Origin of the sequence: Trichocoleus sp. DQ-U1 (assembly GCF_039961925.1) — a bacterium.
Taxonomy (GTDB): Bacteria; Cyanobacteriota; Cyanobacteriia; order Cyanobacteriales; family FACHB-T130; genus FACHB-T130.
Genome location: NZ_JAMPKB010000007.1, coordinates 1 through 17,220 on the forward strand (window position 1 = coordinate 1; position 17,220 = coordinate 17,220).

Annotated in this window: 14 protein-coding genes and 1 pseudogene; 10 read left to right on the forward strand and 5 right to left on the reverse strand. The window is 47.4% G+C overall.

What is annotated here, in order from left to right:
* Positions 1-306: 306 nt before the first annotated feature.
* Complete coding sequence (locus tag NDI34_RS04570) at positions 307-885, forward strand: hypothetical protein (protein ID WP_190432393.1); 579 nt, start codon at positions 307-309, stop codon at positions 883-885.
* Positions 886-1,039: 154 nt separating this feature from the next.
* Here NDI34_RS04570 and rimM read toward each other — a convergent pair whose 3' ends face one another.
* The 3 genes and pseudogenes from rimM to NDI34_RS04585 form a co-directional block, all read right to left on the reverse strand.
* Positions 1,040-1,687, reverse strand: coding sequence for a ribosome maturation factor RimM (gene rimM, locus NDI34_RS04575; protein ID WP_190432397.1), 648 nt, complete (start codon positions 1,685-1,687; stop codon positions 1,040-1,042).
* 266 nt (positions 1,688-1,953) lie between these two features.
* Positions 1,954-3,231 (reverse strand): valine--pyruvate transaminase, encoded by a 1,278-nt coding sequence (locus NDI34_RS04580; protein ID WP_348231995.1) that lies wholly within the window; start codon positions 3,229-3,231, stop codon positions 1,954-1,956.
* 178 nt (positions 3,232-3,409) lie between these two features.
* Positions 3,410-3,646: pseudogene (locus NDI34_RS04585) on the reverse strand (ISNCY family transposase); the annotation flags it as partial.
* A gap of 381 nt (positions 3,647-4,027) precedes the next feature.
* On the opposite strand from NDI34_RS04585, the gene NDI34_RS04590 reads away from it, so the two are divergent.
* The 9 genes from NDI34_RS04590 (at position 4,028) to NDI34_RS04630 (ending at position 16,190) form a co-directional block, all read left to right on the forward strand.
* Positions 4,028-4,660, forward strand: coding sequence for a hypothetical protein (locus NDI34_RS04590; RefSeq protein WP_348231996.1), 633 nt, complete (start codon positions 4,028-4,030; stop codon positions 4,658-4,660).
* Positions 4,661-4,722: 62 nt separating this feature from the next.
* Complete coding sequence (locus NDI34_RS04595; protein ID WP_348231997.1) at positions 4,723-7,614, forward strand: hypothetical protein; 2,892 nt, start codon at positions 4,723-4,725, stop codon at positions 7,612-7,614.
* Between the two features lie 42 nt (positions 7,615-7,656).
* On the forward strand, positions 7,657-7,794 hold the full coding sequence (locus tag NDI34_RS04600) for a hypothetical protein (protein ID WP_348231998.1): 138 nt from the start codon (positions 7,657-7,659) through the stop codon (positions 7,792-7,794).
* 330 nt (positions 7,795-8,124) lie between these two features.
* Positions 8,125-10,320, forward strand: a complete 2,196-nt coding sequence (gene glgP / locus NDI34_RS04605) for an alpha-glucan family phosphorylase (protein ID WP_348231999.1) — start codon at positions 8,125-8,127, stop codon at positions 10,318-10,320.
* Between the two features lie 130 nt (positions 10,321-10,450).
* On the forward strand, positions 10,451-11,287 hold the full coding sequence (locus NDI34_RS04610; RefSeq protein ID WP_348232000.1) for a Tab2/Atab2 family RNA-binding protein: 837 nt from the start codon (positions 10,451-10,453) through the stop codon (positions 11,285-11,287).
* 288 nt (positions 11,288-11,575) lie between these two features.
* Positions 11,576-12,031: a pentapeptide repeat-containing protein gene (locus NDI34_RS04615; protein WP_190679280.1), complete on the forward strand. Its 456-nt coding sequence runs from the start codon at positions 11,576-11,578 to the stop codon at positions 12,029-12,031.
* 632 nt (positions 12,032-12,663) lie between these two features.
* Positions 12,664-13,740 (forward strand): GDP-mannose 4,6-dehydratase, encoded by a 1,077-nt coding sequence (locus NDI34_RS04620; RefSeq protein WP_190679278.1) that lies wholly within the window; start codon positions 12,664-12,666, stop codon positions 13,738-13,740.
* A 72-nt stretch (positions 13,741-13,812) separates the two neighbouring features.
* Complete coding sequence (locus NDI34_RS04625) at positions 13,813-14,295, forward strand: WbuC family cupin fold metalloprotein (protein ID WP_348232001.1); 483 nt, start codon at positions 13,813-13,815, stop codon at positions 14,293-14,295.
* A 299-nt stretch (positions 14,296-14,594) separates the two neighbouring features.
* On the forward strand, positions 14,595-16,190 hold the full coding sequence (locus NDI34_RS04630; protein WP_348232002.1) for a cytochrome P450: 1,596 nt from the start codon (positions 14,595-14,597) through the stop codon (positions 16,188-16,190).
* Between the two features lie 145 nt (positions 16,191-16,335).
* On the opposite strand, the gene NDI34_RS04635 is transcribed toward NDI34_RS04630, so the two are convergent.
* Positions 16,336-16,731, reverse strand: coding sequence for an SH3 domain-containing protein (locus tag NDI34_RS04635; protein ID WP_348232003.1), 396 nt, complete (start codon positions 16,729-16,731; stop codon positions 16,336-16,338).
* Positions 16,732-16,905: 174 nt separating this feature from the next.
* Entirely contained in the window at positions 16,906-17,109 is a 204-nt protein-coding gene (locus NDI34_RS04640; protein ID WP_190430461.1) for a hypothetical protein, read from the reverse strand.
* Between the last annotated feature and the right edge of the window lie 111 nt (positions 17,110-17,220).

The window sequence follows — 17,220 nt, forward strand, 5'->3', positions numbered from 1 at the left end:
AACAAGTCTTTGAGCCGCTCCCATTGGTCATCGCGCAGGGCATACCGTCGTGTCATTGCTCAGCCTTTTCTTCTCTCTCTTGCTCTAGCTTATCTAATTGATGACACGCCCTAGTCTTGTCAAGTCTCACAAAGTCAGATTTTATTCCCAGCTCTCCTCCTAAGGGCTTATATAGTCCGGTAGATTGAATCTTCAGTAGAGCTAGATAGGATTTGGGCAATAATCCAGGCATTTTCATCCGTTGCTAAGTACAACTGTTGCCGATAGTCAAGTTTATTACCCAAATATTTTAAAAGTGAGGGTGTAATGCGTTTACAAAAAACCAAAGTATTGACAGGTACGATGCTAACACTGTTACTCTCGGCAGTATCAGTGTTGCCAGCGATCGCTCGCCCAGTATCTGAAGGTGAATCAAGGCAGCTCATTAGCCAAACAAACACCGACACACCTACTGCCAATCCAACCAACACCAACACAACTACTCCTAACTCAACCGATACGAATCAAGTAGTTAGAGGCACCGTCAGCAGCGTTAGAGGCAATGTAGTCACGCTAAGACTGCCAGACGGTACAACCAGAAGTATGATGCTCTCACCAGAGGATCTAACTCGGTTGAACCTCATGCCAGGAATGGAGATTAGCGCCACATTGGATGACCAGAATATGGCTAGCAATGTGAGTATGGTTGAAGCAGCCGATGCGACAGATACTACTCGCCTCAACAGAACCCGTCGAGTGGAAGAGACAACGATTCAGCGAAGAACGGTGCAGACAACACCGTCTCCTGGTCCGACAACAACCACTGGAGAGACCACAAGCACTCCAGATACAGTTCAAACCGAACCGCAGACGACTGAGGCAGCGCCAGTACCAGCGCTTTGGTAATGACTTCACCAGCATTCTTGAGCAATTAACAAAGAATCGTTAATCTAGCCATGCCGTCCCCAAAAGGACGGCATGGTTATTTTAGGAAATAATTTTCCGAGATAGATTCCGAGATAGATGCTTGGTTGCGATCGCGCTAGGATTCTGAACAAATTCAAACGTCCTGATTCATTTCTAGCAATCCAGGCGGTGGCGTAATTTCAATTCTCCGATTCTCCAGGTCTACCACGGGCGCGATCGCTTTCACAAAAGGAATCAAAATGGTAGACGGCTTCGGTGGCTTGGGTCTAAGAACTTTCCGTTTTTTGCTGGTTCGATTCACTTCCCCTTTCTGGGGTGTTTCCGGCTCATCCTCTGGCGCTACAGCTACAGGTTGCTGGTGCAACTGGACTTCCAGTAAATCGTTGCCAGCCGGAATTACATTCACCACCACGCCCAAGTTTTCTCCCGATTCTTGAACGAAAACTTCCAAACCAATTAAGTCTAGAACGTGGTATTCATCTTCTTCCAAGATCGGGCGATCGGAAGCTTTCACCATTAACTTGGTTCCCGCTAGCGCCTCCGCTCGATCCCGATTTTCTACCTCAGCAAGCTGTACAACGTATAGATTTTTACCATCTATATACCGCCCTTTCACCAATTTCACTGGCTGCGGTTCTGTCTCGCCCGGTCGCAACATCCAACGCTCTCCCGGTTCCTCAAAGCGTTCTGGGAATTGGGATTCCGGATACACCCGCAACTCCCCTTTCATCCCTTGAGCGGCAACAATTGTGCCAATTTCTAACCACTGGTCATTGGTCATCAGCTTTCTGTATTCCGTATTCCGTATTCTTTTTCATGCCCTACCGTGTACGCACAAATCTTCTTGTACTTGCCAGTCCGGTTTTGATCCCCCTAACCCCCCGATAAATTGGGGGAGCAATCAACGTTTTGCCACTTAATCAAAGATATGTGTACACGGTAGTGAATGCTTTGATAACTGGAAGGGGCGGCGACACAGAGACTTCTAAAAGTCCGCGCTTTTCCGACTTAGTTTGCATAGCCGCGAATTCTGTCCGGCAGGGCTTTCTAACATTTAACAACTGAATATACTTGCTCTACCACCTTCGCTAAGCGCTGTATCCCGATTTCAATCTCCTGGTCCGTAGCAGTCAGGCTAATACGAATACATTGTTGCTTGTGCGCCCATTCTTCGCGCAATCCGGGGAAGAAAGAGCTACCTGGTACGACAATGACACCGACTTGCTTTAACTGCTGGTACAGTTCCCAGTCTGTAATGGGTAAATCTTGTAACCACAGCCATGCAAAGATTGCTCCTTCGCCGCGATGCAGGAACCAAGGCAAATCTTTGGGCATTGCCTGTTCGATGCTGCTTTCCACAACATCAAACTTTTTCTGGTAGTAGGGGCGAATCACCGTGGTAGCGATTTCTGCCAGCGTTCCCGTTTCAATCGCACGGGCAGCGATCGCTTGTCCATACCGAGATGAATGGATACACATATTTGTCTGGAAACACTCCAGCGCCTGAATCCACTTTTCATCCCCAATTGCAATCCCAATCCGTTCTCCGGGTAGCCCCGCTTTCGATAAGCTCATGCAGTGCAGGATGTTCTCTCCAAATACTGGCGTCATCTCGGTAAAATTTAACGCCGGGAACGGAGGTGCATACGCAGAATCGATTAAGATTGGCACATCATAAGGCGCAGCCAAATCGGCAATTTTTTTCACTTCGTCATCCGTGAGGACGTTGCCAGTTGGGTTACAAGGACGGGAGAATAACACGCAACCCGTATCTTCTGTAATCTTCAGTTTGCTGAAATCTGGACGATATTTGAACCTGTGGGCAGCGGCATCAATGTCTAAAGCGGGTTTATAGGCAAATAATGCCTCTGGGGTTAAAGTCAGACCCCCATACCCCGTGTAATCTGGACTCAGGGGCAGGATAATTTGCTTTAATTTACCGCTTGTGGTGTACCCCCCAAAGGCATTCGCTGCAAAGAAATAAAGCGTTTGACTGCCTGGGGTAATCAGAATATTGCGATGAGTCAGATTTAGCCCGTAGCGGCGATTGAAATCCTTTTCTACCGCTTCGATTAATGGCTCATAGCCTTGAGAGTCACCATAGCGACAAACTACATTCCCGTAATTTGAGCTAGCGAGCAATTCTTCGGTGTAATCCCGCCATAACTGCTCTACTTCTGGCAAAATCACTGGATTCCCAGGACTTAAATTAATATATTCCTGTCCAATACCTGCTTGCAGAGTTTCCTTAATATCCTTCATAATTGCCCGCACCCCAGTGAGGTGGGACATACAATCGCCAAATTGAGTCAGGGCAGGATTCATAAGCTAAAGCGACTTTGAAAATTGAGAGTTTAACAACCGGGGTGCCGAGTCAGTTGAGGCTTTTTCCCCCTTAGTTAATTTAATGAATCGTTGGTACTCTAACCAATTTAACTGTAATTTTCATAACTAATTGGCAAAAGTACAGCCAGCTTGGGGCAACAATTCTAATTATGGAATTTCAATTGGTGTTGGGCGGGAGGTCTAGCTCTAGCCCCTGGATCATAAAAGTGAGCAGGTGATCCCAACTATGAAAATAGAGATAACGGGTTAAGGTTCGCAAGTCATCAAAGAAGGTCTTACGAGTCGGCAACTGCGCTCGCAGCAGTCGGTACTTTGCATCCAATAACTCCAGCAAGGTATGAAACAGCAGGCACAGGACGTTGAGCGTAGCGAGAAACGAGGACAAATGCTGCTTGTCATGAGCGCGCTTACTGGTAGCGATTCCATCACTTAGCGAATGTAACCTACCACCATGTCAAACGACCCTGGCTGTTTCAACGACTCTGACTTTCTTGGGTCTTCCAGATGTCAATACAGTATATGCATTTCAGGGGTTTGGCTAGCTATTCGTCAAAATGAGAATTGCTGTCAGAGGGAATGATGTGTTGCCAAGTTGCGAACTTTATCGTTGGTATTTCAAGGAGCAGTTATGGTATTAATCTTTACATTTTCTTTATAAGTAAATTCTAGTGTTTAGGTAGTAGAATCATGAGAAATTTCATGATGTTCACCCGCGATCGCGGGTGACAGTTGCTTAAGCCCTGACTTTTTTACTTCAGGTAAGGATGAATTCCCTATGAATCGATTTAAGTTGGCGACATGGAAAGTGGCTGCTACCACGGCAGTCTTAGGGTTAATCGCTATTGGTGGCAGCATTGTTTATTTCAAAGACGGCATATTGTCTGCTTCAGCCCAACTGGTTAGTCAGGCAACGCCAAGTCCGGCAGCGAAGTCCGACATGGACATTTTGGGGGCGCAAGATGGGCTGATCTGGGGCACTGCCACGTTGGATGACTCTGCCCGCAGCGGCGTTCTGCAATATTCGGTGGCACGGGTAGGGGCAACAGGCTATTTTTACGGTTCCTACCAAGACCCTGAATTTCCTGAAACCTACTTCGCGAATCTGGTGCAACCGTCGGCTTGTGGTGCGGGTAAAGCGGGCTATAAGGGGTTTCAGTCGATCGCAGAAATCAATGATATCAGCAAGCTCACCTATACCACGACGAAATCGATCTTAGTGGGTGATAAAGAGTCTGGTTGCTACACCGGGCTGTTAGTGATTCGGCAAGAGACGCAGGAGAAGGATGGCAAGTTTTTCTATATGGTGATTGAGCCGATCGACGTGGACAACACCTCGCTGAAAGTGCGCTGGTGGGCAAACGTCAAAACCGGAGTTACGGATTTTTCTAAAGCACCTAAGACGTTCTAACGCTCTTCTATTGACCGGATCAGTCCCTCTGTCACCCATAGAATTCTTGGAGATTTCAGGCTATGAAACGTAACAAGTCTAAGCCATCGATGACTCGGATGAGTGCCTTATGGCTAAGTGCGCTGGTAGTTGGCATCACTTCACCCATTCTTGTCACTGCTGACAAATCGCTCGGACTGAAACTTGGCAACAACTGTGAAGTTGGTAATTACCCGACGGCTGACAGCGATCTGCTTCAGACATTATACAAAATGTGGAAGAAGAAAGATTTAGAGGAGGATGACTGTAAGGATGCTGCTCAACAGCTTTCTGCGAGTGTTGGTAAGGCTGCTGCAAGCGGCAGTATAACTGCTGTGAGTGGCGGCACAACTCAGCCCACTGCCCCCACCACTGCCACCGCTGCCGCCGACCCAACTGCGGACTCAGATGGTGATGGCGATCCTGATAAAGATGAACCGGAAGATGAGAAGCTGGTTGCGAATCTACCGTTTTTGAGCTATGGCATCATTGGCGAGACTGTGATCACCTATGACCTGGCGGAGAAAGGCAGTGCTACCGACACCAAAAACACTGTGAGCTTGGGGCGGGAGTCGGCATCGACTTCAGAAAAAACGAACACCAGCACCTACACGAACCAAATCTCGGCTTCGACGACTGCATCCTTTAGCCCTCTGGACTTTGGGGTTGAGGCTTCGGTCGGCTATAGCCATACCTGGGAAAACAGCTACGCCAACACGGATATCAAAGAAAGCCGCGATAAATATGAAGATGTGCAGGAAAAAACGGCTTCGCAGAATGCCGTAATTAAGGGTGGCAGCATTGCCATTTCAGTGGAGATCAAGAATGAGGGGACAGCGCAGATTGGCGTTGGTGATTTTCGGGTAGCAGCCCGTCGGCGCACCGGCAGCGGCGCGAACCAGTTTAAGGATGTGGCGACGTTGGCTCCTCCGACAGCGACAGGAAGCTTCAAGCGTGACCTGGCACCCGGCGAAAAAATGAATGTCCAGGTGTCTGCCAAAATCGAAAACATTGCCCTGATCGAAGACTTGCTGGCGGCACCGGAAAGCCTTTACTTTGAGGTGATTCGTCCGGAACTCAATCTCCCTAGCGATGGTACAGAAGCCGCATTACAAAGGAGCTTTGCTAACAGAATCACGGCGGTGCAGAAGAAGACAGTTCAAATCAACATCGACTACGGTAGGGGCTATACCAGGGCTTATTATGTCGCGGTAGATAGAGAGAAAGGGAACACCTTTGCCGAAGTGATGAAAATCCTGAAGCTGAAATACGCGACCGATGGCGATCGGTTGATCGCCCTCTGCAAAATCCGGGGCAGCAAGGACTGTCCTGCTAGCGATTTGCTGAAAACAGATGAGGCGCAAGGTATGCATTGGGGCGGCAGGTTTCCGAAGAACAATCGTAGTGAGCAGGTGGAGATCGCGCCGGAAGGCAAATTTGAAGCGACCGTACTGCGAGCGGGCGACACCGTGCTGCTGGCGTTCATCGAAGACCGAGACAAAGATGGCTTGCCTCGCAATGATGAAGTGCGCTACAAAACAGTGGATGACCTGAAAGACTGCACCGCCGCAGCAGGCTGTAAAGATCCCAAGGACTTTGATGGTGACGGCATCACCGACTTTGATGAAGCCCGGACTGGCTGGCAACTGGGCACTGCCAATAAAGCCCAAGTCTTTTCGGCTCCTTCGCTGGCGGATGCCGATAACGACGGCTGGAACGACAAAACCGAAATGGCAAAACAAACCGATCCGAACTCTGCGGATACGGATGGTGACAAACTGGCTGAGGGTGAGGGCAACCAGAAAGACCCCAACCCCTTGGTGCCTGATGCTGCATCTGTGGCAGTCGCACCGTCTACCCCTCAGGCAAGCTACTACGCCGACTTGGAGGATCTGAGTGAAGAATTTCTCAAGCCCAACAAGCTGGTGCGGTTTGGATCTGCTTACTTGACTGGGGGTTCTACTTCCATGTCCAGTCAATATGATAAGTATGCTGCCTGGAGAGGAATCGATGGTGATGCCGTTCTGCTGCCGGACGCTGAAGGTCTTGCCATCACTAATAAAGGGGCAAACGAATGGTGGCGGCTGTCTTACAAGAAACCGCAGGAGATTCGCACCCTGATTCTCTGGAATCGGTTAACAAAAGAGGCGCGACAGAATGTCCAACAGCTAGAACTGCATGTTTATCTCAACGGCAAAGATGCAATTCCAGCAATTCCACTTTGGGATGCTGCCTCCTACATTGCCGACGATCGCCGGATTTTGGTCATTAGTCTCCCGCCGGGAGTCAAAGCGGACACGCTAGAGCTAAAACCCAAACCGGGCAAGACGGCTGAGGTAGCAATCAACGAATTTGAAGTTTATGGGCCACCGCCTGCCGCTGTGCCACCCCTCAAAGGTCGCTATCGGATTGAGGTTGCCAATTCCAAGGGCGAAAAAGGATTGATTGCTGCATGGGGGGCAAATGGTGGCTTAGTCAGTGGAGGGAATCCCTTGCAAGTGTTTATGGGTAAGGCTGAAGATTGTAAGGAGGAGTGTATCTTTACGATCAATCCGATTGCGGATTGGAATCAGAGAGAAAGCACCTATTCGCTCGAAATGGTGAATGCCAAAGGACAAAAGGGATCGATCGCGGCATGGGGTTCCCACGAGGGCGTAAGTCACTTGGGTCACCCCTTGAAAATGAATACCACCGCAGCAGACTGTAATCTTAAGTATCGCTGTGAGTTTATGATTGTGCCCCTTGCTGGTAAATCGAACACTTATCGAATCATGATCAGAAGTGGCAGATCTCACCAACTCATTGCTGCTGTGATCGCTGGCTCAGCATCTCAAGGTTTGAAACATGGCGGCAATGCCTTGAACGTTGCTGGAAACGGTGCCTACAACACCTGTACACCCAACGAGTGCGACTTTATCCTGACTCCCGTTCCATAAGTTTTCAGTCTGTAACCATTCCCTTGCTGACCGGCTCAGCACATGATCAACCTCTCGATCGCCTGCATATTACGGGCGATCGCGCCTAAATCTCAAACGGTGCGATCGCCTACATCGTTTGCTGATACGTCCATACAGTATCTGCATTTCCGGGGTTTGGCTAGCTATTCGTCAAAATGAGAATTGCTGAGTCTGGGGTTGAGAAAGTCGCGGAAGGCACTGTTTAGATTAGGCACGGTTTGGGCGTTGTCTGATAAAACTTAACAAAACCATAATCTTCCTTAGATTACTTGACTAATTTTTGGGTGAAAAATGTAAAGAGTGTAAAAAAACACAGTTTATATAGGAAATCCTGTAAAGCTATAAGTCGGGCTGGATAGCCGGAGGTTTTCTGGCTCTTAGCGCCTCTACTTTTTTTAGCTAAAAGCCAAACAACCCGTAGAAGATAACACGCTCCCTATCCAGACGAACGTCAAGAGCAAGCCTGTCAAGTGTAGTGCAACGGAATTTATGACAACAATTGAAACGCTGCGTGCGAAGCTACCGTTTCCTCTCAAGCGATTGGCAGACCTGGCATATAACTATTGGTGGAGTTGGACGAGCGATCGCACTTCTCTATTTCAGAACATTAATCCTGATGAATGGCACCGCTGCGGACATAACGCTGTCGCCATCCTGGAATCAGCTTCTTTAGTGCGCCTCACCCAGCTCGCTCAAGACCCTGCTTACATCAAACGGGTGAATTCACTTGTCGAGCAATTTGACAAGTACATGAACGAAAAAAATGCTTGGGCGTCGCGCGTCGCGCCGCAAATTTCCCCACAGCGACCTGTCGCCTATTTTTGTGCGGAATTTGGCATCCACGAATCCCTCCCTATCTACTCCGGCGGTTTGGGAATTTTAGCCGGAGATCACCTGAAGTCCGCCTCTGATTTAGGCGTGCCGATGGTCGCGGTAGGGCTTTGTTATCGCCAAGGTTATTTCCGTCAACGGTTGAATAGTGGCGGTTGGCAGGAAGAAAACTACGTTAACAATCCCTTTGACCAGATGCCCCTGGAGTTGCTCAAAAACCAGCAAGGGGAACCCATCACCATTGAGATGGAAATCCGGCAACGGATTGTCAAAGCCCAAATTTGGCTGGCGCGAGTCGGTCGCGTCAATCTTTACCTCCTAGATACCGACCGACACGACAACGATCCAATTGACCGCTGGTTGACAGGGCACCTGTACGGCGGCAACCAAGAAACCCGCATCGCCCAGGAAGTCGTGCTGGGGATTGGCGGCGTTCGGGCACTGGCAGCACTGGGGATCGATCCATCGGTTTGTCATCTGAACGAAGGTCACGCGGCATTCTGCACCCTAGAGATTGCGCGACAAGAAATTCAGCGTACCGGCAAGTCTTTCTATGATATAGAGGGATTGGTGCGCGATCGCTGCGTCTTCACCACCCACACTCCCGTTCCCGCAGGTCACGATGTCTTCTCCTCAGACCTGATGGATTCCTACTTTGCTCACTACTGGCCTACATTGGGTCTGTCGCGCGAGCAATTCCTCGCCTTAGGGGCACGCCGCCTGGGCGACCCTTGGGAACCCTTCGGCATGACCGTCTTAGCTTTGCGGATGTGTCGCACTGCCAACGGTGTCAGCGAACTGCACGGTCAAGTTTCCCGCAAGATGTGGAACATTCTCTATCCCGACCGTAGCGAAGAGAAAGTGCCTATTGGTCACATTACCAATGGCGTCCATGCGCGTACCTGGACAGCACCCCTGATGGGCGACCTATATTCCCAGTACCTGGGTGAAGATTGGTCAACCCGCATGGCTGACAAACAGATGTGGGCAAAGGTGGACGGAATTCCCGATGAGGAAATCTGGTGGCGGCACCAAGTTCTCAAAGAGTGCCTGATTGCTCATACCCGTTCTAAGGTGAAATTGGCAAGGATTGGTCGCGGTGAAGAGCAATTCCGCATTGATGCCGCCGACCAGCTACTAGACCCCAACGTGCTGACGATTGGATTTGCACGACGCTTCAGTCCTTACAAGCGGGGTGACTTGCTGCTGCGGGAAGCCGAACGCGCCTTGAGGATATTTGGGAATTCCCAACGACCCGTGCAAATTGTCTTTGCCGGTAAAGCGCACCCCCATGACGAAGAAGGCAAGCGGATTATCCAGCGGTTGATGGAGTGGTGCAAGCACCCAGACATTCTCAACCGAGTTGCCTTAGTTGAAGATTACGACATCTACACGGGTCAACATTTGGTGCAAGGTGTTGATGTCTGGCTGAACAACCCCCGTCGCCCTCTAGAAGCCTCCGGTACGAGTGGGCAAAAAGTCTGCTTCAACGGCGGCATTAATTGCAGTGTCCTCGATGGCTGGTGGTGCGAAGGCTATCAAGAAGGACAAGATGGTAAGGGAAGCAATGGCTGGGCAATCGGTGAAGATGCCCACACCAGCGACCAAGAGTTGCAAGACCGGATTGATTCGGAATCTCTCTACCACCTACTAGAAGAGGAAATCGTTCCTCTCTACTATGACCAAGATGAGAAGGGAGTTCCTCATCGCTGGATTCAAATGATGAAGGCGTCGATTAAGACAAATTCGCCGCTATTCAACACCGACCGGATGATTGCGGACTATGTGACTCAGGTGTACGCGCCGGGAACTTCAGTCGGTACTGAACCAATTCTGGCAAGCGCGCTGGCGTAGCAAATTTGTAGGGGCAAACGGCACGCCCCTACATTAGGTATGAATTGACTCGATTTTGAGCTAAAAGTAGGGTGGGCAGTGCCCACCTGCTTTTTTTTGAACCGCAAAGAAGCAAAGGAAGAGAGAACAGATGAATCGGGTTTGGCAAGCTGATTTTTATCGGCGTCCTCTCAAAGATGAAAAAGGGCAGGTGTTGTGGGAGTTGTTGCTTTGCGATGCCACACGCAGCTTTCGTTATGACGCCTTTTGTCCTCAATCTGAAGCGAATGCTAGTTGGTTGGTTTCTCAGTTACAGCAAGCAGCGGGTGGAAATCTGCCGAATCTCATCCAAGTATTTCGTCCCCAGTCGTTGAGTTTGATTCAGGCAGCGGCGCAACAACTGGGTATTCAGGTGGAAGCAACTCGACGCACTAGGGCACTGAAGGAATATTTGCAAGAAAAGGCGCAACAATACCCCCATCTCGATAACTATACTTACACTGGCGAACTCTCATCTCTGGACAAGCCGCCGCCAGTCCCATTGCCAGAAAACCTCTGGGGAGAACAATGGCGATTTGCCACGCTTCCGGCGGTTGCTGTGGTGGAAGCTTTTGCAGAACGCCCGATTCCGATTCTGGAGATGCCAGAATTTCTCTTGCCGATCAATCTGGGTTTAGCGTCTACGGTGCCAGTCCCCGGTGTGGTAATTTACGGTGGGCGGCAATCGATGCGTTTGGCGCGTTGGCTACAAGAAGCGCGACCCGTGTCTCTTAATTACATTGCGGGTGCGCCGGATGGGTTGGTATTAGAAGCGGGATTGGTTGACCGCTGGATTGTTGCTACTTTTGAGGATAAAGAAGTTACGGCAGCAGCTCAAGCTTATCAACAGCGCCAGCAGCAGAGTCGGGGATTGCACTTTTTGCTGGTGCAACCAGATGAGTCGGGGATAACTTATAGCGGCTTTTGGCTGTTGCGAGGAGAGGATTGAGGTTCTTTCTCTACCAAAAGATAGATTAAAAGCAGATCGATGCGATTTGATGCGATCGCGCCTTGCACCCGGTACGCTCAACCCACATTGAAGATGCAAGAGCGGGAGAATTTCATCGCATTTTATCCCAATTAAGCAGTGTCGCAATCCTGCTAACGAGTGATTAAATCCTATGTTCTCTATCACAAGTTATATGTGGCATCAATCAATGTCTACCACAGAATCTTAGTGAGATAATAAAGGGGTGAGGAAGAAAACGGAACAACCTTTTTGATAAAGGGGAGTATTATGAAACTCAAGCTATTCGCGACCCTAACATTACTCGCTCCACTATTTTTAACTATGCCAGTGAAAGCGGAGAATCCGCTACACGTAAAACAGCTATTGTCAACGAGGGAATGTGTTCGCTGCGATTTATCAGGAGCCGATCTCAGCGGCGCACATTTGATTGGTGCTGACTTGAGAGAAGCCAATTTGCAAGGCGCTAACCTGACGAATGCGAACCTCGAAGGTGCCGATCTGACGAAGGCAAACTTGACAGCAGCTAATTTAACATCAGCTTTTGTAACGAATGCCAATTTTCAGGAAGCCAATCTCAACGCCGTAAATTTTACGAACGCTAAAATTTATGACGCTAATGTGTATGGGGCATCAATGGATGACCTGACTCTTACCGATGCTGAAATATTTAACACCGGAATCGGTATTGGTGGGGAAGATGCCGATATTCCTCGTTGGGACTAGATGGCGCTAATTAGCACTTAGAATTTTACGGAGAATTGGGGAAGTCTAATAGATTTAAAACGAGCGGCTTCCCTATTTCCGCCATCAATTAAATTTATCTTCTGAGTATCTATTAATATCAGTATTTGAGTACCCAACCCTTGAGAGGTTTAACCACCTCCGGTGTCGCTCCAGGTTGTGATGTTACTCTTTGAGAGATTTAAACCCAGTTACCTTGTCTTCGCACCGCCTGGACACGATCGCTTCTATTGAGTTTAGCGATCGCTTGTGATTTAGGGCTGGAACTTTTTTGGATATTGAGATTATTAGCGTTAATAAATGAACAGACGCCTTGGTTTTGTGCAAAGGCTCAAGCTTATATGAACAGCGCCAGCAGCAGGGTCAGGATTGCATTTTTTACTTGTGTAACCTGATTGATGGTGGGATGACTTAGAGCGGCTTTTGGCTGTTTTGAGGGGAAGATGGAAACTCCGAAGCCTTCCAAGACTAAGATTTCAAGCAACTTTAAAGAGTTTCTGCAATCTCTGGTTAGAGTTTTGGTTCGCCGATGGCTCATCTCATCAGTGCGATCGCAAAATCCATAAAAAACTAATTCTCTCACAAAAAAGTAGTGTGCATCACACTCTGGATAGATGTGCAAACTGTATATTAGTGCAGGGTTAGTTCTAAATTTAGGTGCATCAGTGATTGATATTCTGCGCGGTCATCGAGTGTTAGTAACCGGAGCTTCCGGTTTTATGGGTTCTTGGTTGACTGAGTGCTTATTAGAGCAGGGCGCGACGGTGACGACGATACTGGCTGACTGGAACCCAGACAGTCATTTTGTGCGTAGTGGAATCGTTCATCGTGTCAACAATGTTGTTGGGTCAATCGAGGATTACGATTTACTTGAAAAGGTGATTGGCGATCGCGGCATTGATACGGTGTTTCACTTAGCAGCAGTGTCGGTAGAAGGTTTGGCGTTTGAGAAACCTCGATTGGCATTTGAGATAAACATTCGTGGCACATACAACATATTGGAAGCCTGTCGCGTCCGTTCGGATTTGGTGCGGCGGGTAATCGTGGCATCAAGTGATAAAGCCTACGGTGATAGTCCCGTCTTACCCTATACAGAAGATATGCCAACGCTGGGCAGACATCCTTACGATGTCTCTAAAAGCTGCGCTGACCTAATTGCTCGAAGCTACTATCACAGCTACGGGTTGCCTGTGGCTGTAGGGCGATTTGGTAATATCTACGGCGGTGGAGATTTAAACTGGAGCCGACTGATCCCAAATACGATCCGAAGGCTACTGAGCAATGAAAGTCCTCTCATTCGTATGCCCGATAAAGGTAATTTTATGCGGGACTTTTTATATGTCAAAGATGCAGCCCATGCCTATATTGCAATGTTTGAAGGGCTAGCTCGTCCAGAAGTTCATGGAGAGGCTTTCAACTTCGCAATGGGTGGTAGTTGGACGGTGCTAGAAGTCGTGCAAAAGCTCCAGCAACTGATGAATTGCGAACACATAGAGCCGGTAATTATGAATCAAAGCCACGGGGAAATTTGGCACCAGCAGGTATCGGCAGAAAAGGCGCAAAAAATGCTTGGGTGGAGTCCCCGATATTCTTTTGATAAAGGACTAGCTGAAACAATTGAGTGGTATCTGGAGTATTTATCACCTTCAATGGTGGGCAATATTCCATCTTCAGTAGTATTAAGTGTCTAGTTGCTCGGAAGTATTTTTACCCTACCTTCTGACCAGACTTCTAAGTCTGGTCAGAAACTTCCTTGGAGAAAAATGTTTAAACGTCTCGACCAAAATTTAATAGATACAGTTGCTCAACAGGCATCCAGTAGCGATCGCTTACGACAAAGCTACAACTTCCACACCTTAGAAGAAAAAGTTCAGCGATCGCTTATTTGTCTGCAACCAGGGACTTATGTGCGCCCCCATCGCCATAAACGGGTAGGTCTCAATGGATTCGAGCTGTGCCTGATTTTGCAGGGAGCCGTAGGAATGCTTCTATTTAACGAGCAAGGCGCAATTATTCACCAAGAACAGATTAGTGCTGATGGAAAAACTTCTGGGATTGAATTACTGGAAGGAACTTACCATACACTAATTGCTTTATTGCCAAATACTGTAATTTTTGAAGTTAAAGAAGGGCCTTACGATTCCACTACTGATAAAGAATTTCTTTCATGTTTCCCTCTGGAAGGAACGATAGCGGCTGAGAAACTGGTGCAAACCTGGCATAGTTACTTTGTTAGCCCAATATAATTCGCTCCATGCCACGCCTATCTTGTGATGGTTTGGGATTTAATAGGACTACAGTGCTATTTGTCCTTTATAACTCTCTGTTTTGAGCGATCGCTATTGTTTAAGCATGGATTCTTGGCTTTTGTTGATTAATTGATTGTTTGGAAGTCCCCAATCAATCAATCGAGCGCGCTCGCCGATACCTGCCCAGTTTCTCGCGCTTCATATCTGTCAAACTTTTTGCCTTTCTCTAGCGATCGAACTCACGTTCAGTTAGTATCTGGGTAATCTGTAGTTTTTTTGTGGATAAAGGCGGATTCATGCTTCAAAACATTACTACTGAGATTGCTTATTTCGACTCACTTCCATATTTAGCCACAGTCTTAGGCGTTACTAGCATAGCGGGAATAATTGGGTGGCGCTGGTGGAAACAAAATAATACATACAAATCGCTGCGATCGCTCCCTTCGCCTCCTAAACACTGGCTGTTAGGAAATCTTCCTCAACTATTAGCAGCAGTGAAACAGAAAAAATTATTCCAGCAAATGTTTGATTGGAGTCAAGAGCTAGGCCCGATGTATGTTATATGGAATGGCAACAGGCCTGGTGTTATTTTAAGTAAAGCAAAAGTTATCGAAGATACTATTGTCAATGGGATGAAAGATGGTAGCTTAATCAGGTCGGAGCAATTACGCAAAGCTTGGAACGATGTCAGTGGTCCGATTCTATTAGGAGAAACTGGAGCTGAGTGGCAGTGGCGACGCAAAGCTTGGAATCCCGAATTCAGTTCTAGCAGCCTCACGAAATATGCAGCAATTATTAGCGAAGCTTGCGAACAAGTAATTGCAACATTGAAGGAAGCACCACCACCAAAAGAAGTTCAGGTAGATCCTCTGTTTGTAGAACTAACAATGAGAGTGATTTCTTGCCTCGTACTGGGCATTCCTGTGGATAGAAAGCTCGCGAGTCCTGAAGGGCCGCCCCTGGAAGTTTCCAAGGTGTACGAAGCGATGTCTGTTGTAGGCTATCGGTTCCTACGACAAGCTACTGGCGAGAAGATATGGATGAAATATTTGCCCTCTAAAAATTCACAAGATTATTGGGCAGCAAGGCGATATTTAGAGGAATTTTTAACTCCTCGTGTAGACTTAGCTTTACGGTTCAGAGAACAAAATAAGACCGAGTTGCCACAGGTAAGTTCTTGGTTCTCCGAATCAATGTTAGTCAAGATCGCTGCCAAAGAACCAAAATACAATCGCGACACATTAATAGCAGAATGTGTTGAACTCTTAATCGCTGGTACTGATACAACAGCCCATACTTTATCTTTTGCAGTAGGAGAGTTGAGCTTCAATCAAAGGGTTTTTCAGCAAGCACGAGACATCGTTGACCAAGTTTGGCAAAGCAAAGGCTTGATAAATACCGAAAGCCTGAAGGAATTAGCTTATATTAGTGCAATTATCAAGGAGACCTTGCGCCTTTATTCAGTAGCCTCAGGCTCGACTTCATTGGAGGCTCAACGCGACACCCTCATTGATGGTAAAGCGATTCCTCGCGGTACAAGAATAGCTTGGTCAATGCTTGCTGCGGGAAGAGATCCAGAAGTCTATGCTAATCCAGAGGAATTTCTGCCAGAACGTTGGTTAGAGAAGAGCAAGGAAAATAGTTCGCTGCCAATGATAGACTTTGGCTCAGGACCTCATCGTTGCTTGGGGGAGCATTTATCAATGCTGGAAGGAACGATGATGCTAGCATTATTGCTCCGCAACTTCGACTGGGAGTTAGTCAAGGGTCGTTCTTCTCTAGAACAATTACAGCAAAACCTGTTAATTTATCCGTCTGATAAAATGCCAGTGCGCTTTAAATTGAGAAATTCGCTTCCACAAGAAAAAACCTATCTCCAAGGTTTAAATTAAACTATTTACAGTAGATCGAAAAGTTTTGCCAACGCTAAAGAATAGTAGTGTATGGAGTAGTGCTAAAAAATTAATGCATCATTAATTTTTTAGCACTACCCAATATTGGCTTAATTCAATGGAACGGAGAATTAAGTGGTATTTTTTATGTCCGCCACCGATCGAATTGATCTTCAGAGCATCCATTGATGTAAGTATTGAGTACCCAACCTTTCAGAGGTTTAACCACTTCCGGAGTCACTCCGGGTTGTGAGGTTACTCTTCCAGAGATTTGAACCCAGTTACCCTGTTTTCGCACTGCCCGAACTGTATCGCCTCTATTGAGTTTAGCGACTACATTGGATTGAGTACTGGGGGCACTACGGATATTGACGTTATTTCCATTAATAAATGAACATACGCCTTGGTTTTGTGCAGGTCTCGATTGAGCCTGTAAAATTGGTGTAGCTGCATTTGCCTTTGTTTGGGCGATTAGCTGCAAGCCAGTGGTATAGAAACATAGCAGTGCGATCGCTGTCAGAGAGTTTCTCGAATTGCTCATCTTTATGGATTAAGTGCATCTGCACTGATGTAAATTCAGTCTCACCTTAACTGACTTACTTCCAAATAATATATTTTTTGATATTTATTTAAATTGTTAAAAGGCTATCAATCCCTCAAGCTTGCTACTTTAAGCGAGCTGACATAAATAAAGTTAAAAGTCAACTCTTCTTAATTAATCCACTACTTTTAGCAATCCCTGCTTCAGTGCATCAAACACGCGATTAATTAGCAGGTGTTCTGCTTCACTTAGGGTTTCCTGCGATAGGAATGTTGACATCAATAGACGTTGATCGGTACGAGAAATTTGGCGAAAGACAAAGATTCGCTCAACAATTTGTTGAACGGAGATTGTGGGTAAACTAGCTGAAGCTGGCATAGTTCTCTAGCAACTTTATGTAATACTGCTGCGAATCCCGCAGAACGAGATTCTGAGGACATATAAAAATATTGTAATATTTCTTTACAATCCTGTGCGCTCGCCATCTTC